This is a genomic window from Constantimarinum furrinae (assembly GCF_014295415.1).
GTDB classification, from domain to species: domain Bacteria; phylum Bacteroidota; class Bacteroidia; order Flavobacteriales; family Flavobacteriaceae; genus Constantimarinum; species Constantimarinum furrinae.
This window is the reverse complement of the sequence record NZ_CP052909.1, coordinates 264,496-285,228: the sequence shown is the minus strand read 5'-3', so window position 1 is coordinate 285,228 and position 20,733 is coordinate 264,496. Positions and strand designations below refer to the sequence as shown.

At 41.3% G+C, this 20,733-nt stretch carries 22 protein-coding genes; 4 read left to right on the top strand and 18 right to left on the bottom strand.

What is annotated here, in order from left to right; all coding sequences use genetic code 11:
- Positions 1 to 42: 42 nt before the first annotated feature.
- The 7 genes from ALE3EI_RS01395 to ALE3EI_RS01365 form a co-directional block, all read right to left on the bottom strand.
- The gene (locus ALE3EI_RS01395) at positions 43 to 1,128 is read right to left on the bottom strand and encodes an amidohydrolase family protein (protein ID WP_186990093.1); all 1,086 of its coding nucleotides are present in this window, start codon (positions 1,126 to 1,128) and stop codon (positions 43 to 45) included.
- 158 nt (positions 1,129 to 1,286) lie between these two features.
- On the bottom strand, positions 1,287 to 2,072 hold the full coding sequence (locus ALE3EI_RS01390; protein ID WP_186990091.1) for an SDR family oxidoreductase: 786 nt from the start codon (positions 2,070 to 2,072) through the stop codon (positions 1,287 to 1,289).
- Between the two features lie 74 nt (positions 2,073 to 2,146).
- Positions 2,147 to 3,592 (bottom strand): aldehyde dehydrogenase, encoded by a 1,446-nt coding sequence (locus ALE3EI_RS01385; RefSeq protein WP_186990089.1) that lies wholly within the window; start codon positions 3,590 to 3,592, stop codon positions 2,147 to 2,149.
- A 67-nt stretch (positions 3,593 to 3,659) separates the two neighbouring features.
- Positions 3,660 to 4,085, bottom strand: a complete 426-nt coding sequence (locus tag ALE3EI_RS01380) for a RidA family protein (protein WP_186990087.1) — start codon at positions 4,083 to 4,085, stop codon at positions 3,660 to 3,662.
- A gap of 47 nt (positions 4,086 to 4,132) precedes the next feature.
- Positions 4,133 to 5,536: an FAD-dependent oxidoreductase gene (locus ALE3EI_RS01375; protein ID WP_186990085.1), complete on the bottom strand. Its 1,404-nt coding sequence runs from the start codon at positions 5,534 to 5,536 to the stop codon at positions 4,133 to 4,135.
- Between the two features lies 1 nt (position 5,537).
- Positions 5,538 to 6,800: a kynureninase gene (gene kynU / locus ALE3EI_RS01370; protein ID WP_186990083.1), complete on the bottom strand. Its 1,263-nt coding sequence runs from the start codon at positions 6,798 to 6,800 to the stop codon at positions 5,538 to 5,540.
- Between the two features lie 64 nt (positions 6,801 to 6,864).
- Positions 6,865 to 7,590 (bottom strand): hypothetical protein, encoded by a 726-nt coding sequence (locus ALE3EI_RS01365; RefSeq protein ID WP_186990081.1) that lies wholly within the window; start codon positions 7,588 to 7,590, stop codon positions 6,865 to 6,867.
- Between the two features lie 67 nt (positions 7,591 to 7,657).
- On the opposite strand from ALE3EI_RS01365, the gene ALE3EI_RS01360 reads away from it, so the two are divergent.
- Together ALE3EI_RS01360 and ALE3EI_RS01355 are read left to right on the top strand one after the other, a co-directional pair.
- Positions 7,658 to 8,071: a (4Fe-4S)-binding protein gene (locus ALE3EI_RS01360; RefSeq protein ID WP_186990079.1), complete on the top strand. Its 414-nt coding sequence runs from the start codon at positions 7,658 to 7,660 to the stop codon at positions 8,069 to 8,071.
- A 5-nt stretch (positions 8,072 to 8,076) separates the two neighbouring features.
- The gene (locus tag ALE3EI_RS01355; RefSeq protein WP_186990077.1) at positions 8,077 to 8,361 is read left to right on the top strand and encodes a GNAT family N-acetyltransferase; all 285 of its coding nucleotides are present in this window, start codon (positions 8,077 to 8,079) and stop codon (positions 8,359 to 8,361) included.
- Positions 8,362 to 8,413: 52 nt separating this feature from the next.
- Here ALE3EI_RS01355 and ALE3EI_RS13760 read toward each other — a convergent pair whose 3' ends face one another.
- Together ALE3EI_RS13760 and ALE3EI_RS01350 are read right to left on the bottom strand one after the other, a co-directional pair.
- Complete coding sequence (locus ALE3EI_RS13760; RefSeq protein ID WP_262891069.1) at positions 8,414 to 8,545, bottom strand: hypothetical protein; 132 nt, start codon at positions 8,543 to 8,545, stop codon at positions 8,414 to 8,416.
- Positions 8,546 to 8,573: 28 nt separating this feature from the next.
- Positions 8,574 to 8,732: a lmo0937 family membrane protein gene (locus ALE3EI_RS01350; RefSeq protein ID WP_186990075.1), complete on the bottom strand. Its 159-nt coding sequence runs from the start codon at positions 8,730 to 8,732 to the stop codon at positions 8,574 to 8,576.
- A 152-nt stretch (positions 8,733 to 8,884) separates the two neighbouring features.
- On the opposite strand from ALE3EI_RS01350, the gene ALE3EI_RS01345 reads away from it, so the two are divergent.
- Entirely contained in the window at positions 8,885 to 9,682 is a 798-nt protein-coding gene (locus ALE3EI_RS01345) for a class I SAM-dependent methyltransferase (RefSeq protein ID WP_186990073.1), read from the top strand.
- A gap of 113 nt (positions 9,683 to 9,795) precedes the next feature.
- On the opposite strand, the gene msrA is transcribed toward ALE3EI_RS01345, so the two are convergent.
- The 3 genes from msrA to ALE3EI_RS01330 all read right to left on the bottom strand — a co-directional run bounded on the left by msrA (position 9,796) and on the right by ALE3EI_RS01330 (position 12,455).
- Positions 9,796 to 10,467, bottom strand: coding sequence for a peptide-methionine (S)-S-oxide reductase MsrA (gene msrA / locus ALE3EI_RS01340; protein WP_186990071.1), 672 nt, complete (start codon positions 10,465 to 10,467; stop codon positions 9,796 to 9,798).
- 107 nt (positions 10,468 to 10,574) lie between these two features.
- Positions 10,575 to 11,357: a zinc ribbon domain-containing protein gene (locus ALE3EI_RS01335; RefSeq protein ID WP_186990069.1), complete on the bottom strand. Its 783-nt coding sequence runs from the start codon at positions 11,355 to 11,357 to the stop codon at positions 10,575 to 10,577.
- 3 nt (positions 11,358 to 11,360) lie between these two features.
- Complete coding sequence (locus ALE3EI_RS01330) at positions 11,361 to 12,455, bottom strand: Nif3-like dinuclear metal center hexameric protein (protein WP_186990067.1); 1,095 nt, start codon at positions 12,453 to 12,455, stop codon at positions 11,361 to 11,363.
- A gap of 126 nt (positions 12,456 to 12,581) precedes the next feature.
- Between ALE3EI_RS01330 and lpxK the strand changes: the two genes are divergently transcribed.
- On the top strand, positions 12,582 to 13,598 hold the full coding sequence (gene lpxK / locus ALE3EI_RS01325) for a tetraacyldisaccharide 4'-kinase (protein WP_186990065.1): 1,017 nt from the start codon (positions 12,582 to 12,584) through the stop codon (positions 13,596 to 13,598).
- Here the strand turns inward: lpxK and ALE3EI_RS01320 are convergent.
- From ALE3EI_RS01320 to ALE3EI_RS01295, 6 genes are all read right to left on the bottom strand, one after another.
- Complete coding sequence (locus ALE3EI_RS01320; protein WP_186990063.1) at positions 13,595 to 15,847, bottom strand: response regulator; 2,253 nt, start codon at positions 15,845 to 15,847, stop codon at positions 13,595 to 13,597. The genes lpxK and ALE3EI_RS01320 overlap by 4 nt on opposite strands.
- 51 nt (positions 15,848 to 15,898) lie before the next feature.
- Positions 15,899 to 16,897 carry a type I glyceraldehyde-3-phosphate dehydrogenase gene (gap, locus tag ALE3EI_RS01315; RefSeq protein ID WP_186990061.1) on the bottom strand — a complete coding sequence of 333 codons (999 nt, stop codon included), beginning with the start codon at positions 16,895 to 16,897 and terminating at the stop codon, positions 15,899 to 15,901.
- Between the two features lie 9 nt (positions 16,898 to 16,906).
- Entirely contained in the window at positions 16,907 to 17,779 is an 873-nt protein-coding gene (gene lipA, locus ALE3EI_RS01310) for a lipoyl synthase (RefSeq protein WP_186990059.1), read from the bottom strand.
- Positions 17,780 to 17,862: 83 nt separating this feature from the next.
- Positions 17,863 to 19,071 carry an Nramp family divalent metal transporter gene (locus ALE3EI_RS01305; protein WP_186990057.1) on the bottom strand — a complete coding sequence of 403 codons (1,209 nt, stop codon included), beginning with the start codon at positions 19,069 to 19,071 and terminating at the stop codon, positions 17,863 to 17,865.
- The gene (locus ALE3EI_RS01300) at positions 19,068 to 19,640 is read right to left on the bottom strand and encodes an RNA polymerase sigma factor (protein WP_186990055.1); all 573 of its coding nucleotides are present in this window, start codon (positions 19,638 to 19,640) and stop codon (positions 19,068 to 19,070) included. Before ALE3EI_RS01300 ends, ALE3EI_RS01305 begins: the two co-directional genes overlap by 4 nt.
- On the bottom strand, positions 19,631 to 20,725 hold the full coding sequence (locus tag ALE3EI_RS01295) for a glycosyltransferase (protein ID WP_186990053.1): 1,095 nt from the start codon (positions 20,723 to 20,725) through the stop codon (positions 19,631 to 19,633). Before ALE3EI_RS01295 ends, ALE3EI_RS01300 begins: the two co-directional genes overlap by 10 nt.
- Positions 20,726 to 20,733: the final 8 nt, after the last annotated feature.

Genomic DNA, 20,733 nt, shown 5'->3' with positions numbered 1-20,733 from the left:
TTGATGGTATGGTGAAGTTTATGCTAAGCTCTCCTGTACTATTTACGTTCCGGTAATTCTCTTCACCAGCTTTTGTCTTGCCTCCTTGTCATCACCACATAGCCATTGAAGCACATTGTCCTCCCACATGGCATCACATTCGGCTTCCGTAACAATATTTCGCTCTCGGGCAAGATCGAGGATCTTTCCGGGGTAGGACGATTGCGGCGCACTTTCCATTTCACCCAAAGGATAAGGATCGTCCAATCCCACCAGCACTTGTTTGGACCCTTGATTTTCGATCACCAATTTTAAAGATCCTGTATCGTGGACCAGGGTGTCGAAGAATATGTTTTTATGGCCAACCGACTTCCGGGGATGGGTTTTGCCTTCAAAAAGATCGGGTCTTCCGTCAAAACCCTGAATTCTTCTACCCAAATTGATCTGTGCCAATTGGCCGCCATGTGCAAAGCAGGTTCGCATATTCGGAAATTTATCGGCATATCCGTTCAGTGTTAAAAAATGGTAGGCATCGGCACATTGTGCCAGCATCCAGATAAGGTGGAACCGCCAGGACGTATTTTCCAGTAAAATAAACTTTTCCCCGTCGTACGGATGAATTTCTACGGCGAGATTGTATTTGCTTGCCAGCTCAAAAATAGGTTCGTTCTCTTCGTCGAATATACAACGCCAGGTCCCAATAGTATCCATATAATGGGTAGGAAGACACAATAACTGCAAGCCAAGTTCTTCCACACAGCGCTCAATTTCCCAAAGGGCACCGCGAACAAATCCGGGGTGCACCACAAATCCGCAGGTAAATTTCGAAGGATTATCATGCTGAACTTTCGCATTAAAATCGTTCTGAAACCGCAATGCCTGTTTCATTTCCTCCACCCTCAGGCCATTGCCATATAACTGCGATAAATTTAAAACCACGGCATGATCGATCTTATATCGCTCCATCCATTCCAGCTTTTCCTTTAAAAAGAAACTCGAATCGGTTACCGGCCGACTCCAGTTTTTCTGAAGCATGAATTTTCGATCCTTATCCACCCAAAAAATACCTTTATCCTTCATGAATTGAGGGATTTCCTCCGGATAGGGGAGTAAATGCGAATGACCGTTTATACGTAGTTTTTTCTTCATAATGGGTTTATGCTCTTTTCATTACTTCGGGCGTGCCCCCTCAACAACTCCCTAGGGATTGTAAGAGGGGTCGGGCTTTCGGTGCTACATGCCTTCCTGCCACTGGCAGACGGCAGGGTAGCCTACCTCTATCCCTCACGCATCTTTATTGCTTAAAGTTACAAAGATTTCGTTCTCCCGCCATCGACGGGTAAATTAATTCCGTTGATATAACTCGCAGCTTCGCTGGCCAGAAAGGCTACAGCATTGGCAATTTCTCCGGGTTGTGCGAATCGTCTGGCAGGCACCAAACCTTTCATAAATTCTGTGGCTTCTGCTTGGGTCTTATTCATTTTTTTGGAAGCGTTTAATACGATATCTTCGAGACGGTCGGTTGCTGTAAATCCCGGAAGCACATTATTCACCGTGATCCCGTATTGTCCTAATTCGTTGGCCAGGGTCTTACTCCAGTTCGCCACAGCTCCGCGTATCGTATTGCTCACTCCCAAACCATCTATAGGCTGCTTCACCGAAGTAGAGATTATATTGATGATCCTCCCGTAATCGGTTTCCTTCATCCCGGGAACAAGTGCCTGCACCAAAATCTGATTGCATATCAAATGCTGCGAAAAAGCTCTGGTAAATTCTTCGGTATCTGCAGCAAAAATGGCACCACCTTTCGGACCTCCGGTATTATTAATGAGAATATGAAAGGTTTTATTCTGGGCTGCCTCGATCACCTTCTCTTTTAATCCCTCAGGATCGCTAAAATCTGCAACCAGATAATTGTGTTTTTGCCCTTCCAGAAACGGAAGTTCCAGTAATGTTGTTTTTAGTTTTTCTTCATCTCTGGCTACCAAGGTAATGGTTGCTCCCAGCTTTGCCAGTTGCAGTGCCGAAGCTTTTCCTATTCCCGCTGTGCTTCCACACACCATTGCATTTCTATTTGTAAGATTTAAATTCATTCTTTCGTTTTTTCAATTCAAAATTTATTGATTCCCTGCTCCCAGTACTTTGTTTCCTAACTCCTAACCCCTAACTACTCATATTTTATACACACATTCTTGGCTTCAGTAAAAAAGCGCAGTGCTTCAAATCCGCCTTCTCTGCCAACACCGCTGTTCTTAACACCGCCAAAAGGGGTTCTAAGATCACGGTTTAACCAGGTGTTTACCCAGACGATGCCCGCTTCAAGTTGTTTTGAAAGCCGCATGGTTCGGTTTATATCACTGGTCCATAAGGTAGCAGATAAGCCGTAAGGTACCCCGTTAGCCATCCGCATAACCTCTGCCTCCGAAGAAAACGGCATGAGTGTAACTACAGGTCCGAAGATCTCCTCCTGATTTACTCTGCATTGGTCGTCAAATACTTCGATCACCGTTGGTTCAAGGTAATATCCTTTTTCGAGTCCGTCGATCTTCAATTGCTTTCCACCAAATAGTATCTTCCCGCCTTCTTTTTGAGCGAGTGCAATATACGATTGCACTTTTTCTAAATGTGTTTTGGAAACTAAAGCCCCCATAGCTGTTTCAGTTTTAAACGGATCTCCAACTTTCAACGCTTTAACTTTTTCGACAAAATCTGACTTAAATATTTCGTAGATCGAATCTTCGACAAAGATCCTGCTTCCGCAGAGACAGATCTGTCCCTGATTGGCAAAAGAAGACCTTACCGTTACAGCCAACATCTTATCGTAATCGCAATCGGCGAAAATGAGATTGGGATTTTTACCTCCTAATTCCAGAGATAATTTTTTAAACATAGGAGCTGCTGTACGAGCAATATGCTCTCCTGTTTTTGTGCCACCGGTAAAGGAAATGGCTTTTATGTGCTTGTGTTCCACAATGGCTTGTCCGGCCTCCGGTCCCGTGCCGTGAATGATATTGAGTACGCCCTTTGGTAAACCGGCTTCGTTGCAAATCTCACCTAAAAGATAGGCCGTCATTGGGGTTACTTCACTGGGTTTGGCGACCACAGTATTCCCGGCCGCTATGGCAGGAGCGATCTTCCAAGTAAATAAGTACAACGGAAGATTCCAGGGAGAAATACAACCTACTACGCCAATGGGTTGTCGCAACGTAAAATTCATAGTGTTTAACCCTATACTTTCATGTGCCTCACTGGCAAATTGAGTGATGGCATTGGCAAAAAACCTAAAATTACTCGAAGCTCTCGGGATATCCACGGTCATGGCCAGGCTCAATGGTTTGCCGTTATCTCTGGATTCGGCTTCGGCCAACGGAATCAGGTTTTTTTCAATAAGGGTGGCGATCTTTAAGAGTATACGGCTACGGTCTTCAATGGTAGTATTGCTCCATATTGGGAAAGCAGAACGCGCGGCTTCATAAGCCTTGGCGACATCTGTTTTTCCCGAGCGTGCTATTTTTGAATAGACTTCCCCATTGGAAGGATTGTAATTATCCAACCAGATATTCTTTTCAGGTTCACAATAGGCTCCGTCTATGAAGTTAAGTATTTTTTGCATTGTTTTTGATCTAAGACATATTCCTTTTTATCAATAAGAAATTCGGTCATTCATATAAAACCTTTCCTTAATTCAAGGGCTTATATGCCATCGCTTTTATTTCAACCACCAAATTGGGATGGGGGAGTTGGTGCACCGCTACGGTAGTTCGGGCCGGACCCTTTGCTGCAGTGAAATACTGCGCATAGACTTCGTTATACCCCGCAAAGTCATTCATATTTACCAGAAACGTCGTAACATCTACCACATCTTCCATGGTGGCTCCTTCGGTTGCGAGATAATCTTTTATATTTTCAAGTACTGCTTTAGTTTGTTCCCTGATGTCTAGATGCATACTTCCCATTTCATCCACCTGATGTACTCCTGCAAAACTATTGTCGGGAAGTCGGGAACTGGTTCCCGAAATAAAAATAAAGTCCCCCACCCGTTTTACATGAGGGTACGCACCCCTGGGGCTTGCTTTTCCTTCCACTAATCTGCTTTTATTACTCATTTTAGCTGTTTTAATTTTTTATAACGATGTTTTCGGAATGATTCAGATCAATTCAGGTTCTTGGCAACGGCATCGTCGTGCAAAATGGCTTCAGTTGTCTGCTTCACCAATTTCAACTTTTCATCCAGAGTCATCTGTTCCGTAAGCGTTCCGTCGTCCAGAAGATTGAGAATCGCCTTGTCCTGGGCCCGTCCTTGCTTCATAGCCTGAAAATACGAAATATCTTCGTTAAAAGTAACCAGAGAATACTTAGAATGATAGTGCTGGGGAAATTCAGATTCGAAGGCGATCTCCAGCTTTCTTTTTTGCTGAAATAGCGCGCTAGCAGTATGTTCTTTCATTTCATGGAAATTATCTACAGCCAGATCGGCAATGGCATCAGTATCCTTTTTTCTCACTTTTTCGTACTCCTGAAATACCTTTTCCCAATCTCCTTCAAAACGGTCTAAAACTTCATCAAACACAACCACATCCTCAAATGAAGCGTTCATTCCCTGACCGTAAAAAGGTACTATGGCGTGTGCAGCATCACCCAGTATGAGTGTTTTTCCATAGCTGCTCCAGGGCGAACATTTAATGGTTCCAAGGGGTCCTGTGGGATTTCCAAAGAACTCTTCCGCAAGATTTGGCATAAGGGCCACTGCATCGGGAAATTCCTTGTTAAAATATTCGTGGACCATTTCGGGCGTGGTAAGGGTGTCGAAGCAATACTCGCTGTTCGCATAAGGCAGGAACAGCGTTACGGTAAAACTTCCATCGAGATTAGGCAGTGCAATTAACATATCTTCTCCTCTCGGCCATATATGAAGCGCTTCCTTATAGGTGCGATATCCTCCGCCTTCCGCCGGCGGGATACTTATTTCCTTATAACCATGAGTGAGCCATTGCTGCGAAAAACTGAATAGGAATTTTCGATGTTCGTACATACTTCGCCGAACAGAAGAACCAGCACCATCGGTACCTAAAATAATATCACCCTTATATTGAACCTCATTCCCCGATTCATAATCCTTAAAAATTGCTGCTGCGTTTTCGAGATCCACTTTTTTACAACCATGTCCGAATACCAGTTTCACGTTATCCATGGCTTCTGCCGCATCCAACAACAGCATATTCAATCCGGGTCTGGAGATAGAATTGATATATTCGTTTTCCCGTCCGCTATACGGACTTAAAAACGTATTTCCGGAAGCATCATGGATCATTCTCCCGCGCATGGGAATACACAGCTCCAGGGCATCTTTCTCTACCCCGGCCAGTCGTAAACCCCGTAACCCGCGATCACTAAGGGCAAGATTTATGGACCGCCCTGCATCCTGTTCGGTTTTTCTAAGGTCGGGACGTTTTTCCACCAGCGTGATGTTATATCCTCGTTGCGCCAAACGCAGAGCTAACAGACTTCCGCAGAGCCCCGCGCCAATGATTAATATGTTCTGGTTCTGATCCTTCATTTTAGTTGAGCACTTTTTTCAATTGTTCCACAAATTTGAACACATCAACAAAACTGTTGTATAGTGGTGCCGGAGCAACTCGAATCACATCCGGTTCCCGCCAATCGCTAATCACACCTGCTTTTGTTAGATCGGTATGTAAGGCTTTATTGGCACTGTTCACCTGAATCGACAATTGGCAGCCGCGCTCTTCAGGATTTGAAGGCGTGATAATATGGATTCTGTTATCATTTAATTCTTTTATAAGGAATTCAAGAAAACCGGTTAGTTTAACTGCCTTCTCCCTAAGATTATCAAATCCGGCTTCTTCAAATACATCCAGAGAGGCCCGAATGGCGGCCATCGATAAAATTGCCGGATTGCTAAGCTGCCAGCCTTCTGCACCTGGAATAGGCTCGAACTCATGACGCATATTAAAACGGGTTTGTTTGTTATGTCCCCACCAGCCGGTAAAGCGCTTCATGTCTGGATTGTTGGCGTGTCGTTCGTGAACGAAACATCCCCCAAGACTTCCCGGACCACTGTTGAGATATTTATAGGTACACCACACGGCAAAATCGGCACCGCTTTCATGCAAATTGGGCTGAATATTACCTGCGCCATGAGCCAGATCGAAACCAACAATACTACCGTTAGCATGCCCCAGTTCTGTAATTTTTTTAAGCGGAAATGCTTGCCCGCTGTAATAATTGGTGCTGCCAATCATAAGTAGTGCTATGGTATCGCCCTGTTGCTTTATAATTTCCTCCAGATCTTCGAACCTACATAAATTTTCTCCTTTGCGGGGTTTCCAAAGTATGAGTCCGTCCCTGGGATCGAAACCATGAAAATGCAACTGACTCTCCACAGCGTACTTATCACTGGGAAAAGCATCGCTTTCGATGACGATCTTATAACGTTTGGACGTTGGCCGGTAAAAGGAAACCATCATAAAGTGGAGGTTGGCCGTAAGAGAATTCATGACTACAACCTCCTTGGGTTTGGCACCAACGATTCGGGCCATACTTTGCGTAAGAAATTCGTGATAGGGCATCCAGGGATGTTCGGCTTCCGTATGCCCTTCGACCCCTAGTTCAGCCCAATCTTCCAGCTCTTTTTTAAGGTATTCTGAAGTTTTTTTTGGCTGAAGCCCTAAGGAATTTCCGCAAAGGTATATGAGTTCATTGCCGTCCTTGTCTTTTGGGATATAAAACTTTTCTCTGAAATGCGATAAAGAATCATTTGCATCACAATTTTGGGCAAAATCTATTGAATTTTGGAACATGGGTTAGGTGCTGTTTTCGGCTTCACACAAAAATAGGAATTAATATTTGTTATTGAGGAGGGTTTCAAATTTCTTGCTCCACCGAGATATTCGTAAAATACAGTTTAAACTCGCCTGTTTTGTCCTTGTGCATGGTGGTCAATTTCAACTTTCCTACAGTTTCGATATTCTCCCATGTGGTGATCATGCTTGGTTCTGCCGAATTTCCTTTTCTGAAAACCCATTCCCTGATAGTGAAATCATTTCCGTAGTAAAGATCATATGCATCACCCGGTGTATATCCTCCTTCATTAGCGTAGACCAGGGTAAGCTTATTTAATTTTTGCTTTGAAAGCGGTGCTATAACATTCTTCGTATCCTTAAAAGTCGTTCCTGTGTCCCATACCAGTTTATAAGGAGCCAGCAGCCAATAGCTGTCATTGATAAATGATTTATCGGCACTAAGAGCCAGACTGTCCAATTTTTCATTCCTATTGTATCTTACCGTATCGGCTTCAGTTATATAAACTACATCATTAGTTTTTGGATTCCATATAAAACTTCGCTCAGAATGATTATTGCCACGATCTACATTGAAGGTAAATGACAATTCCTTGACGTTATTCCAGTGTTCCAATCCATATTTATACGCGATCGCTTCCGGAGTTGATAAAATCTTGTTATCCGGTACTTTGTAGACGGTTTCCGTTTCAGTGTTTGAAATTTCCGTAGACGTTTCAGTTTTAGCAGTTTCATTTTTACAACCCGTTAAAAATAAAATACTGCAGAAAAAAAGACTTAAATATCTCATAAGTAATGGTTTTTCAGTAAAAATACAGAAACTATTTTCGCCTGTATAATTTTTGTAAATTTATAATATGGGAAAGACTAAAGAATATTCGAATGGAGAAGTTACGGTTGTTTGGAAGCCGGAATTGTGTATACATTCTGCAAACTGTGTGAAAAATCTACCGGAGGTATTTAAGCCTAAGGACAAACCCTGGATTCAACCTAACAATGCCGGTTCGGAAGATCTAATGGCTGCCATAAAAAAGTGTCCCAGTGGTGCACTGAGTTATTACCTCAATTCAAACGGGTCACCTAAGGACGAAACTCCTTCCGAAGAAACCACCCGTGTAGAAGTTGTAAACGGCGGACCATTACTGGTTCATGGAGCTATTGAGATCACTTATGATGACGGTACCAAGGAGCATAAAAAAAGAAGTACTGCCTTTTGCAGATGCGGAAAAAGCGGAAATAAACCAATGTGCGACGGATCGCACAATTCATAAACTACATGACGATCACAGAAAATACAGAACGGAAACGATTTGAAACTAAGATAGAGGATCAAACAGCCTTTATTGAATATATAAGGGCACAAAATAAGGTATATCTAACGCATACCGAAGTTCCAAAACAACTGGAAGGAAAGGGCGTAGGCTCCGGTTTGGTCAAGGAAGTCTTATCTATAATAAAAGAAGAGGATAAAGAATTAGTACCTCTTTGCCCATTTGTGGCAGCTTATGTAAAGCGACATCCCGAATGGCGTGAATTATTGGCAAGCGGATACAACGTATAATAAAAAAAGCCCTTCTAAAAATCAAAAGGGCTTTTCTGCATTCGATATAGAATTAATCTATTGCATCTTCTGCGTCGTCAACTACATCTTCTACATCGTCTGCGACTGTTTTGTTCTCTCTGCAGCTCATAAAACCTGTGCTCAATATACCGGCTGCGAATAACAATAAGAATACTCTTTTCATTTTGTTGGTTTTAATAGTTAGTACTAAGTTAAGGTCTGCGTCCTGTAGCTAATCGGTAAAGAATACCAATAACTGCCAATACCAATAAAATATGGATAAGACTACCTACGCTTTCTGCAAAGCCAAAGTAACCTACCAGCCATCCTATAATTAGTATTACCACGATCAACCAAATTAAATCTCTCATAATGATTGTTTTTATAATTAGTTACATAAATCTACTACTCAAATAAGGCATTGTAATACAGTTTAACGCTGTTTAACTTTAGATGTTAAATTATTACAAACGACATCTAAACCCTTTTTTACTACTTTTATGCTGTAATCTATAGCCGTATTATGGACTTCAAGCACGCCTTTGAAACTAATCGTGAAACCTGGAACAAAAAAGTGGCCATACATGCTGCGAGTGACTTTTATAACCTCGAGGGATTTAAGACGGGCGAGACATCGTTAAAGGATTACGAGATTCAGGCCCTTGGTGATGTTTCAGGGAAGTCGCTGTTGCATTTACAATGTCATTTCGGACAGGACACCTTAAGTTGGAGTAGGAAGGGTGCGCAATGTACCGGACTTGATATTTCTGAAGAAGCGATTAAACTCGCTAAAAAACTCAATCATGAACTCGGACAGGATGCGAAGTTCGTTTGCTGCAATGTGCTGGATGCCTCAGCATATATTATCGAACAATTTGACATAGTGTTCACCAGCTACGGAACCATAGGTTGGCTACCCGATCTTGATCCCTGGGGACAGCTCATTTTCGAACGTCTAAAGCCGGGTGGCACTTTTTATATTGTTGAGTTTCATCCCATAGCTTGGATGTTCGATTATACAAAGACGCCTCCGTGTCTTTCGTATGGTTATCAACAAAAAGAGGCGATCTACGAGGAATATAAGGGGACCTATGCCGACACCAATGCTGAATTATCCTCTAAGGAATACGGATGGAATCACGGCTTAGGTGAAGTGATCAGCTCGCTAACCAACGCCGGATTTCATATCGATTTTTTGAAGGAACATCATGCCTCTCCCTACAATATATTTCCCGGCTTGGTCGAAACGGTAGCCGGAATGTTTGAACTTCCGGATAGAAAATACCCGCTAATTTTTGAAGTAAAGGCTACTAAACGGTAAGCTTTGTAGTGGTTATTTCTTTTTCACAATCAAGCTACCATTTTTAAAACCGAGCAGTATAAAAAGACTTGGCAGACTATGAAGAATATATCTTTTAAATGAATATCATTTAATTAATGATCTGAATTCTCCTTGAGTAATTCGGGGAATTTTTCCTGAAAGCGTTTCAGTCTTGGAATGGATACATTCTGAATGTAGGAATCGTTTGGATTCAGCTTTTCATAGTTTTGATGATAGGCCTCTGCTTCCCAGAATTTCTGAAAGGGCAACACCTGCGCAGCTACCTTATCACCACCCAGTTGTTTATTGATCTCGGCGATCTTAGTGTCAATGATCTTTTTTTGAGCATCGTTCTGATAAAAAATGATCGAACGGTACGAAGAACCTCTGTCCGGCCCCTGACCGTTTACCTGTGTTACATTCTGAGATCCAAAATACACATCGACCAATTGAGAAAAACTCACGGTTTTTGGATCGTAGATCACTTCAACTGCTTCGGCATGATCGGCATGATTTCTGTAGGTAGGATTTTTAGTCATACCACCGCTATATCCTGAGATCGCTTCCTTTACTCCTTTTACACTTTCGTAGACTGCTTCCACACACCAAAAGCATCCACTTGCAAAATAAGCGCGTTCTAAACCATCTTGCGGTTCAATTTCAATAGGTGTAAGTTCTTTCTGGGCGATAGCTTCAGCCTCTTTGTTGCGTTCGTTCGACGGTTTGCAGGAGGCTTGTAATACAAAGAGCAGTAAGACAGAAGTAATTAAGATGGATCTCTTCATGATATTTTTTTTGAGTAAGTCGGCGAGCCGTTAGATAACTTTCAGTTAAAATAATAAAAAAAGCCTCCACGATCTGTGAAGGCTTTGATATATTTTTAGGACTTTGACTATTTTACCTTTGCAAAAAGCTTGTCCATTTTCTCACGTTCCTCAGTTGCCAGTTCAGGATCCACAAGGATGCGACCACTGTGCTCATCGGTGATGATCTTCTTTCTGGATGCGATCTCCATTTGCACCTGTGGTGGAATGGTAAAGAAAGAACCACCCGAAGCACCGCGCTCTACGGCTACAACGGCAAGACCGTTCTTCACATTGGTTCTAATCCGCTTATAGGCTTTTACCAAGCGCTCTTCGATCTTCTTCTCGTAACTTTCCGATTCTTTGATCAAAGCCTTTTCTTCTTTTTCAGTTTCTGAAAGGATCTCGTCCAATTCGTTTTGCTTATGCTTTAAATGCTCTTCGCGAGCAGCAAGACGCTCCTTGGTTTCAGTAATAACCTCATTCTTTTGCTCGATCTGAGTTTTAAACTCTTTAATGTGCTTTTCAGCCAATTGAATTTCCAGTTCCTGAAACTCAATTTCCTTGCTCAATGAATTGTACTCACGGTTGTTACGTACGTTATCCTGTTGGGAAGTATATTTTTTAATAAGACCTTTTGCTTCTTCAATAAGCAATTTTTTATCCTTGATATTTGTTTCGATCAACTCAAGATCTGTCTTAAGTTTTTCAAGGCGGGTATTCATTCCGGCGACTTCATCTTCCAAATCTTCCACTTCCAGAGGCAGTTCACCCCGTACATTTCTAATCTCATCAATTCTCGAATCGATCAATTGCAGGTCGAACAACGCTCTTAACTTCTCTTCTACAGTGCTTTCTGTTTTTGTTGCCATAAATTAATAATAGGTAATAGGATTGGTGTTTATTTGCGATAAAACGATTGCAAAATTAGTGATTTTTTTGTTAAGGAAAGAAACTATAAGGTCTTTTGTGTACTGTTCACTCTCATAATGTCCAATATCGGCTAAAAGAAGGTTATTTTCGGCCTTAAAAAAATCGTGATATTTCAAATCGGATGTGACAAATACGTCGGCACCGGCGCTTTTAGCTGCATCAATGGCAAAACTTCCGCTACCACCCAGCACCGCAATTTTTTTCACCGGTTTATCTGTTTTAACAGAATGCCTGATACATCCGCAGTGAAATGTTTCTTTTAATTTCTGAAGGAATTCCTCCTGTGTACTTTCAGCTTCCAGCTCACCAACCATACCCATACCAATATGCTGATTGGTATTTTCAAGGGTTGTGACCTCATAGGCCACTTCTTCATAGGGATGTGCCTTAAAAAGCGTCTGTAAAACCGTCGTTTCTAAATGCTTATGAAAGGTTACCCCAAGCTGTATCTCTTCTTCAAAATGGGTTTCCCCTTTTTTTCCAATTGTGGGAGTAGAAGATTCATTGCCATTAAAACTTCCTTTTCCTTCAATGTTAAAGCTGCAATGACTGTAATTCCCAATTGTTCCGGCTCCCGCAGCAAAAAGACTATTGCGAACCTGTTCGGCATCCTTTACAGGAACGAAGGTTATTAGTTTTTTAATGGTACCGGTCTGTGGGATCAGTATTTTTTTGTTCTTCAGCTGAAGCTTTTCACAGATCATTGCATTTACGCCGTTCCATGCATTGTCCAACGCGGTATGTATGGAAAAGATATTGATATCGTTCTTAATTGCTTTTGCTACCACCCGCTCGACATAGGTGTTACCCGTGATCTTCTTTAAGCCGGAAAAGATAATGGGATGAAAACTCACAATGAGATTGCAATTTTTATCAATGGCTTCATCCACTACACTTTCCAGTGTATCAAGTGTGACGAGAATTCCGGTGACATCGGCGTTTTTGTTGCCCACCAATAGTCCGGTGTTGTCAAAATCCTCAGTATAGGACAAAGGAGCTAATTCATCCAAGAGCTGCAATACATCGTTTACCTTCATAGTGTAGATTTTGTTGTAAAGATAAAAGAATACTCCTTTTGAAGGCATAGTTGCTATAACAAAGGACTCATTTTAAAAGTGCAACAAATTCAAATACAATTTATGAGGAATTAGTACTTTCGTTGCATGAAGTTGCTTCGGTGGATATTATTTCCGTTTTCGATACTCTACGGGTGTATCACTTCACTGCGGAATTATTTTTACAACAAAGGCTGGCTTTCGAGTCAGGAGTATGATTTCCCGGTAATTTGTGTTGGAAACCTTTCGGTAGGAGGGACGGGTAAATCGCCTATGATCGAATATCTTATTTCCTTTCTGAAAGACGACTATAAGATCGCCGTATTAAGTCGGGGTTATAAACGAAAGACATCGGGGTTCAAGGAAGTGCATGGTGCAAGCACCGCTGAAGAGGTAGGGGATGAACCGCTTCAATTTAAGCAAAATTTCCCCAATTGTGTTGTTGCTGTTTGTGAGGATCGAAAAACGGGTATTGCAAATTTAAGAAAGAAGGCCGATGTTATACTGCTCGACGATGCCTTTCAGCATCGAAAAGTTTCGCCTAACTTCAGCATACTGCTCACTTCGTTTCATGAGCTCTATATTGAAGATTTTATGCTTCCCACGGGGAATTTACGCGAATCCAGAGCCGGAGCAAGGCGAGCCGATCTTATTGTGGTCACCAAATGCCCCGATGTGGTTTCCTATGCCAAACTTCAGGAAATAAAATTTAGATTGCAGCCTCAACCACATCAAAAGGTATATTTTTCGAAAATAGGCTATGACGATATGATCTACGGAAAGACCGAAAACCTTCGGCTTCAGTATTTACAAGACAAACCATTTACATTGGTGACAGGGATCGCCAATCCTAAACCTTTATTGGACTACCTGAAACGAAATCAGTTTACATTTAAGCATGAGAAATTTCCCGATCACCACGAATTTTCCCCTTCAGAAATCAACAACTTAAAGCAAAAGGAACTTATTCTTACCACCGAAAAAGATTATATGCGGCTACAGCCGAAATTAGATAAATTCGCTTTGTATTATCTGCCCATAAAGACGTTGATATTAAATGAACAGGAAGAATTCTTCCAAGAAACCGTTAGAGCGGCAATTAAAAAAAAGATCGGAAAAAGTTAGTTTTTGACCGGGAAGATCTTAGCTTCGATTGTACGATAGATCTTTTCGAAGAATTCTTCGGTTTTAAAAGGCTTTGGAATTATTTCATTGAAGCCTGCTCTGTAAAAATCATCCAGATTTTCGTCTATAGTCACGGCAGTTAAAGCGATTATTGGGATCTGCTTATTGAATTCACGGATCTTCTGGGTGGCCTCAATACCACTTATCCCCGGCATATGAATGTCCATGAGGATCACATCAAATTCGTTCTCCTCAACGAGTTTAATGGCTTCCATTCCATTGTCTGCCACCATACATTTCATCTTGTTCTTTTCGAGGATCTTTCGAGTGATCATCTGGTTGATCTTGTTGTCTTCCACAACCAGGATCTTACGATTCTCCAATGCTACATAATCCACGTCGTAGATAACATTCTTCGGATTTTTTTCCTCCTGAATTTCCTCAGAAACATCGAAGTTTATATTAAACCAGAATTTTGACCCCTTACCTAACTGACTCTCCAAATGGATCTTACTACCCATAAGTTCCAGTAGGTTCTTTACGATGGAAAGTCCGAGTCCGGTTCCACCAAATTTTCGGTTGATCTGAAGCGATGCCTGAGAAAAAGTTTCAAAAATACTCTTCTGTTTCTTCTTCGAAATACCTACACCATTGTCTTCAATTTCGAAATGCAGGGTTACCTTGGATTTCGTCTCTTCCAGCTTTTTAACGCGCACGAATACATCTCCGTTCTGGGTGAATTTTACAGAATTTCCAATTAAATTGATTAGGATCTGAGATAGTTTTAACGGATCGCCTACCAGGCTGGAAGGAATCGTCTCGTCAAATTCAAAATGCAGGTTATTTTTACGGTCGTCTGCAGATTTCTTAAGCGCGATGAGTACATCATTAATACGTTTCTTAAGTGAAAATGTGGTTTTTTCAATTTCGACCTTATTGGCTTCAAGTTTATTGAGATCAAGAATATTGTTGATTAAAGACAGCAGATATTCACCGGAGAATTTCAGGGAATTAAGATGTTCCTTCTGATGTGACATCGGATTTTCCTCCAGTAGTAAATGCGTTAGCCCGGTCACAGCGTATAGTGGCGTTCTCAATTCGTGGGTGATGGTAGACAGGAACTGCGCTTTGGCCAGAGAGGCTTTTTCGGCTTTTTCCTTTGCTAACTGAAGTTCGTTGTTTTTGTCCTGAAGCAGTTCGTTTGCCTTAGCTCTCAGGTTATTATTTTTATATAATGACAGCGTTAACAAGGATAATATCACGATGAGTGCGATACTAAGACCCGTGGTCATTTTACCAAAATTGATCGATTTCTTTTGTTTGTCCAACTCACTTTGCTGGGTAGCGATCTGCTCGTTGAGGTCCAGAATATTCGAGTCGGCATCCACTCCCTTCGATATGGCTTTTAAATAGACCTGTTGTAGACTGTCTTTTTGAGTTTCGTACAGATCGATATACTGTTGAGCTAATTCATAATTATTTTGGCGAAGTGCAATATAGGAAGCGATCTTGTATCCTTCGGCTTGTAAACGCGGGTAAGGCTTTGAATCGACTATTTGCATACCATTTGCAAGCGAAATACTCGCCTGAGATAAGCTATTTTTGGTAGCTCCTGCTTCCAGATTAAGCAGTCCTTCCGCCTTTTTGATATATGAAAAAGCTTCCTGATATGACAAATTGTAGGAATTAAACAGAGGGATCCCGGCGTCGAAGTAGTTTACCGCTGCCTTATAGTTCTGTTTTTTAAGTTCCAGTAGACCCAGACTCAGAATCACATTGGCCTGACCTTGTTCATCATTGTTCTTTGTGAATAATTTATCGGCTTCTTTTAAATAGGTTTCTGCTTCTGAAACTTTTCCAAGTTGAGTAAGAATGAGCCCGTTTAAATTATAAGCATGTCCTAGTTTTTCTTCGTTTTCGAAATTGTTCAGTAGAGAAACTGCCTTGGATATATCTAAAGAGGCTTTTTCATAATTCTGAAGATAATAGTGAAGCTCGGCCGCCTCCAACTGTATTTCGGCCTTTAACTCATCATTCTTAGATTTTGAAACCAGCTTATTTGCCTTGGTTAAGTTGACGATTGCATTGTCAAAGTCCTGATTTCTTATAGAAGTTTCTGCTTCCTTTTGATATTTTTTAATTGTGGCAATAGTATCCAGGTTCGCCTCTTGTGAAAAAGAGCCAAATGAAAGTAAGATGGAACCAAAACACAGCAGCAGGGTTCTGTATAAGTTTGGGATACTGTCCATTATTCTTATGTACTTGGGCGATAAATATAGTTATTTCCTCGATAAAACATCCTATTTATCAGATATTTGTAGGATTAAATCTACAATTCTATGCGAATAACCCCTCTCGTTATCGTACCAGCCGATTATTTTGACCATTTTTCCGATTACCGATGTCATGTCTGAATCGAAGATACAGGAATGAGGGTTTCCAATAATATCCACAGATACGATAGGATCTTCGGTATATTGAAGAATATGCTTTAAATGTGTTTCGGAAGCATGTTTAAACGCGGCATTTACCGCTGCGATGCTTACGTCTTTCTTTACATTACAAGTCATATCGGTTAAAGAACCATTGGGTACCGGAACTCGAATACCGCAACCTCCAATTACCGAGGCAAGATCCGGAAATATCTTCGTAAGGGCCTTTGCTGCCCCGGTAGTGGTAGGGACAATCGATTGTCCCGCCGCACGCGCACGTCTCAGGTCTCTGTGAGGCTGATCGTGTAAACTTTGATCTGTAGTATATGAATGAATAGTAGTAATATACGCTTGTTCAATTCCGCACAGCTCATCCAGTACCTTTAACATGGGAGCCGCATTGTTGGTTGTACAGGATGCATTCGAAATTATACGGTCTTCGGACGTTAGAATATCATCATTTACCCCTAAAACTACAGTTTTTATATCATCTTCAAGTGGGGGTACTGCTAAGATCACCTTTTTGGCCCCATTTTCCAAATGCTGTTCTAATTGAACTTTGCTTTTAAATTTTCCGGTACATTCTACAACCACGTCCACCTCGCCCCATGAAATGTTAGAAATATCCTGTTCCGATGTAAAGGTGACATTCATTCCATCGATGGAAATGGAAGTATTTGTAAATCCGATTTCGCGATGAAGTACGCCGTGAATGCTGTCGTACTTTAACAAGTGTGACATGGTTTTTGTGTTGGAGATATCGTTTACGGCGACAACTTCAATTTGAGGATGATCTAATAGTATTCTGAATAGATTTCTGCCAATACGACCAAAACCGTTGATTCCTATTTTAATGGTTTTTTCCATCAAATTATGCTAAGTGAGATGTTTTTGTGCTTTGTAGGAAGATCGCACTAAAGGACCGCTTTCCACGTGCCTGAAGCCCATTTCGAGTCCAATTTCTTCATATTTCTTAAACTGTTCGGGGGAAATAAATTCCTTAACCGGCAAATGTTTTTTAGAGGGTTGTAGGTACTGTCCCAGCGTAACAATATCCAGATGTACTGCCCTTAGATCTTCGAGCGATTGTATCACTTCGGCTTCCGTTTCACCTAAGCCTAGCATGATTCCGCTCTTGGTACGGTCAATCCCGCTGCTTTTTAAGTATCGCAATACTTCAAGGCTCCGTTCATATTTTGCCTGAATTCTCACTTCTCTAGTAAGGCGCTTTACAGTTTCCATATTATGGGATACCACTTCAGGCTTAACAGCAACGATACGATCAATATTGCGAGTATTTCCCTGAAAATCGGGGATAAGAGTTTCCAAGGTGGTAGTGGGATTCATTCTCCGGATAGCCTTAACGGTTTCAGCCCAGATAATGGAACCCATATCCTTTAGGTCATCCCGATCTACCGAGGTGATCACCGCATGTTTTATTTCCATCAGTTTTATGGATCGCGCAACTTTTTCGGGCTCGTCCCAATCGATGGTTTCAGGACGACCGGTCTTAACTCCACAGAATCCGCAGGAGCGGGTACAAATATTTCCGAGGATCATAAAAGTGGCAGTACCTTCGGTCCAGCATTCACCCATATTCGGACAACTGCCTGAAGTACAAATGGTATGCAGGTCGTATTTATCGACCAATCCACGAAGTTCAGTATATTTCTTACCGGTGGGTAATTTTACCCGTAACCATTTAGGTTTAGGTGCCGGTTTTTGTGTATCTAAGGTTTGTATTTCCATAGGGTATGCAAAGATACAATTTTAACTATTCCTAAAAGCATTCTTTAATTTCAATTCTGAATTCACAAACTGATCAGATCAACCTAAAAAGTAACTAAGTACCAGACGCTGAAGCCGATAAGCACAATAATGGAAAACAGACTGTAGATCTTCATAAATCCTGAAGGTCTAGCCTCTACCGGGGTATATTTACCGGTGAGCAGTACATAATTCATTATTGCATAAAACGGGGCGGTTAAAAATGAAAGCACCGTAGCGATTTGAATAAGCACTCCCATCTCAGAAACAAAAAAGAAAAAGATAGCCATTGTACCGGCAATTAATACGAGTAGCCAAAACAGATACCCCTTTTTATGATTTGTTTTCATTAATATTTCTGAAGTCTGATGCATAACTCGAGGAGACGCATCCAGTGTGGTGAGAGTAGTGCTAAACATGGTAGTTAGTGCGGCAATTCCTATCACGATCTTTGCTCCGTCGCCCAGACTGGCGGTATACATAGAGATCAATTGGTTCGCAAACACAGTTCCATTGCCTGAAAAACTTTCCCCAGTATTAAACATAACTAACGCTCCCAAAGAAAGAAATCCAATAGCAAGTACCGTGGTCGCAATAAAGCCTACATTAAAATCGAAGCGGGATTGTGACGGTGTTATGCTTGGATCGACCTTCTTTTTTTCCAATGTCCATACCGAATGCCAGATAGATATGTCCAAAGGAGCCGGCATCCATCCCATAAAGGCAATAAGAAATGCAATTCCGGCCGCTTCCATTGGAAAAACTTGCGTTACCGTAATTGTCGAAGTCGTTTCAGTAGCTAGAATGACTGCCAGGATGGTACTTAATGTAAGACAGATCACGATCGTCTTCATGAGGTTATCCAGTACCTTATAACGTCCTATGATGAGGATTGCAAAGCAGATCGCAGTGATAATGGCCGTCCACAGCACTACCGAACCTGTGCCAAACAACATGGATGCTATTCCAGCAGTGACGATTGTTACGGCGGTTTGTATGGTAAACATCGTAGCAAAAGTGATAATAAAATAAACCCACAGCACACTCTTGCCCAGTTTTCGGTAGCCTTGAAGCAAACTCTCACCGGTTGCCGCAGCGTAGCGCGGACCAAACTCAAAGAAAGGATACTTTACTGCATTTATAAGTAGCAACGCCCATAGGAGTCCGAAGCCAAAGTCGGCACCGGCTCGGGTAGATTGAACCAGATGTGAGACGCCAATGGCGGCACCGGCAAAAAGAAAACCGGGTCCCAGGTTTTTAATGGAAAGTTTCAACGATCTCTGTTTTGAGTAATGATCTCTGCCAGTAATTTTTTTGCCCTTAACAGCCTAACTTTAACATTGTTCAAAGGCTCTTCAAGGGCTTCGGAAATTTCATTGTATTGCATTTCCTGAAAATATCGAAGATTGATCACTTCCTGATAATGAGGTTTTAATTCCTTAATAAATTGAAGTAATTCGGCTAAATTCTGCTCCGTTATTAGAATATCCTCCGGAGTTGGAGAATCGTCTATGATCTTTTTTACATGTTCGTCACTGGTATCGGAAGTCTGAGCGTAGATAGAGGCATTTTTCTTTCTTGTTTTATCAATCTGAATATTTTTCGAAATGGTGATCAACCAAGTGGGAAATGTATATTTTTCATCGAACGTCTCAATTTTATCAAAGGCCTTCGAAAAGGTCTCGATGGCAATATCTTCGGCTTCATATTCGCTTTTAACGCGCTTTAATTGAAAGCCGTACACCTCGTTCCAGTACCGATCCAACAAAAAACTAAAGGCACTCTGCTTGCCTTTTTTAGCTTTCTGAATTTGTGCCAGAATTTCCTCTTTACTTATTTCCAACGTGTAGATTTTGCTGTACGGTTTGAAATAAAGATAAACATTTGTATGAATACTAAAAATAAATCCAATAAAGGAATAAATGGAATTAAGGAAGATTCTTTTAATTTTTTTGCAGAATACCCGATCACCAGATATTGGATAATAAATCTTAAACCTATTAGAGCAACTACTATGATCCACGAATTCATGATCAAACAAGCCACAGCAAGTATCCAGAATAATAAATTGCTAACAAAATAGGTGCCCAGCAAGAATTTATGATGGGGTTTGTATCTGCCGGATGTTGTAATATGGCGCCTCTTTTGTATTATCCAGTCTTTCCAGGTTTTCTTCGGAATGGAATAGGTAAATGCAGCCGCATCGAAACAAACTGCCGTATTATTCTTTGACGCAACCTCGTTTACAAACAGGTCATCGTCACCCGAAGGCAATTGTATATGAGACATAAACCCGTTGTTCTTATAATAGATCGTGCTGGTATATGCGAGATTTCTGCCCACCCCCATATATGGAATTCCTACTATGGCATAAGAGAAATATTGAACGGCAGTCATTAATGTTTCATATCTAATTAACGCATTTAACAGGCCCGGAAGTTCGGAATATGCCCCGTAGCCTAAAACCACTTGCTTTTCCTCCGAAAAATGACTAACCATAATTTTGATCCAGTGCTTTGTTGCCGGTTCGCAATCGGCGTCGGTAAATAGCAAACGGGTATGTACTGCCCGTTTAATCCCAAGGGTAAGCGCATACTTTTTATTTCCCCAGAAAGCTTCATTATTTTTTACATTAACGATCTTGATACGCGGGTCTTTTTCTGCGAACGATTCCATGACCTTCAGCGTTTTATCTGAAGACGCATCATTTACCAGGATCAATTCAAATTGTGGATATTGCTGCTTCAACCATAATGGAATATTTCGCCTAAGGTTTTTTGCTTCATTTTTCGCGCAGATAATCACCGAAACGGGAAAGGTTGCCTCAGTTTGGGTTTCAGGCGCATTAATAAATGAAAATTTAGAAAATAGAAGAAAATAAATGCAGTTCATTAGAACGACTGCAATAAACACGTAAAGTAGCAGCATAGGCAGCG

What these genes read in the sequence shown, in the direction of transcription:
- lpxK (WP_186990065.1), top strand. Translation starts at nt 12,582, where the DNA reads ATGAAGTTGCTTCGGTGGATATTATTTCCGTTTTCGATACTCTACGGG.
- ALE3EI_RS01390 (WP_186990091.1), bottom strand. Translation starts at nt 2,072, where the DNA reads ATGAATTTAAATCTTACAAATAGAAATGCAATGGTGTGTGGAAGCACA.
- lipA (WP_186990059.1), bottom strand. Translation starts at nt 17,779, where the DNA reads ATGGAAATACAAACCTTAGATACACAAAAACCGGCACCTAAACCTAAA.
- ALE3EI_RS01395 (WP_186990093.1), bottom strand. Translation starts at nt 1,128, where the DNA reads ATGAAGAAAAAACTACGTATAAACGGTCATTCGCATTTACTCCCCTAT.
- ALE3EI_RS01380 (WP_186990087.1), bottom strand. Translation starts at nt 4,085, where the DNA reads ATGAGTAATAAAAGCAGATTAGTGGAAGGAAAAGCAAGCCCCAGGGGT.
- ALE3EI_RS01360 (WP_186990079.1), top strand. Translation starts at nt 7,658, where the DNA reads ATGGGAAAGACTAAAGAATATTCGAATGGAGAAGTTACGGTTGTTTGG.
- ALE3EI_RS01295 (WP_186990053.1), bottom strand. Translation starts at nt 20,725, where the DNA reads ATGCTGCTACTTTACGTGTTTATTGCAGTCGTTCTAATGAACTGCATT.
- ALE3EI_RS01375 (WP_186990085.1), bottom strand. Translation starts at nt 5,536, where the DNA reads ATGAAGGATCAGAACCAGAACATATTAATCATTGGCGCGGGGCTCTGC.
- ALE3EI_RS01365 (WP_186990081.1), bottom strand. Translation starts at nt 7,590, where the DNA reads ATGAGATATTTAAGTCTTTTTTTCTGCAGTATTTTATTTTTAACGGGT.
- ALE3EI_RS01355 (WP_186990077.1), top strand. Translation starts at nt 8,077, where the DNA reads ATGACGATCACAGAAAATACAGAACGGAAACGATTTGAAACTAAGATA.
- ALE3EI_RS01385 (WP_186990089.1), bottom strand. Translation starts at nt 3,592, where the DNA reads ATGCAAAAAATACTTAACTTCATAGACGGAGCCTATTGTGAACCTGAA.
- ALE3EI_RS01335 (WP_186990069.1), bottom strand. Translation starts at nt 11,357, where the DNA reads ATGGCAACAAAAACAGAAAGCACTGTAGAAGAGAAGTTAAGAGCGTTG.
- ALE3EI_RS13760 (WP_262891069.1), bottom strand. Translation starts at nt 8,545, where the DNA reads ATGAAAAGAGTATTCTTATTGTTATTCGCAGCCGGTATATTGAGCACA.
- ALE3EI_RS01330 (WP_186990067.1), bottom strand. Translation starts at nt 12,455, where the DNA reads ATGAAGGTAAACGATGTATTGCAGCTCTTGGATGAATTAGCTCCTTTG.
- gap (WP_186990061.1), bottom strand. Translation starts at nt 16,897, where the DNA reads ATGGAAAAAACCATTAAAATAGGAATCAACGGTTTTGGTCGTATTGGC.
- msrA (WP_186990071.1), bottom strand. Translation starts at nt 10,467, where the DNA reads ATGAAGAGATCCATCTTAATTACTTCTGTCTTACTGCTCTTTGTATTA.
- ALE3EI_RS01320 (WP_186990063.1), bottom strand. Translation starts at nt 15,847, where the DNA reads ATGGACAGTATCCCAAACTTATACAGAACCCTGCTGCTGTGTTTTGGT.
- ALE3EI_RS01350 (WP_186990075.1), bottom strand. Translation starts at nt 8,732, where the DNA reads ATGAGAGATTTAATTTGGTTGATCGTGGTAATACTAATTATAGGATGG.
- ALE3EI_RS01345 (WP_186990073.1), top strand. Translation starts at nt 8,885, where the DNA reads ATGGACTTCAAGCACGCCTTTGAAACTAATCGTGAAACCTGGAACAAA.
- kynU (WP_186990083.1), bottom strand. Translation starts at nt 6,800, where the DNA reads ATGTTCCAAAATTCAATAGATTTTGCCCAAAATTGTGATGCAAATGAT.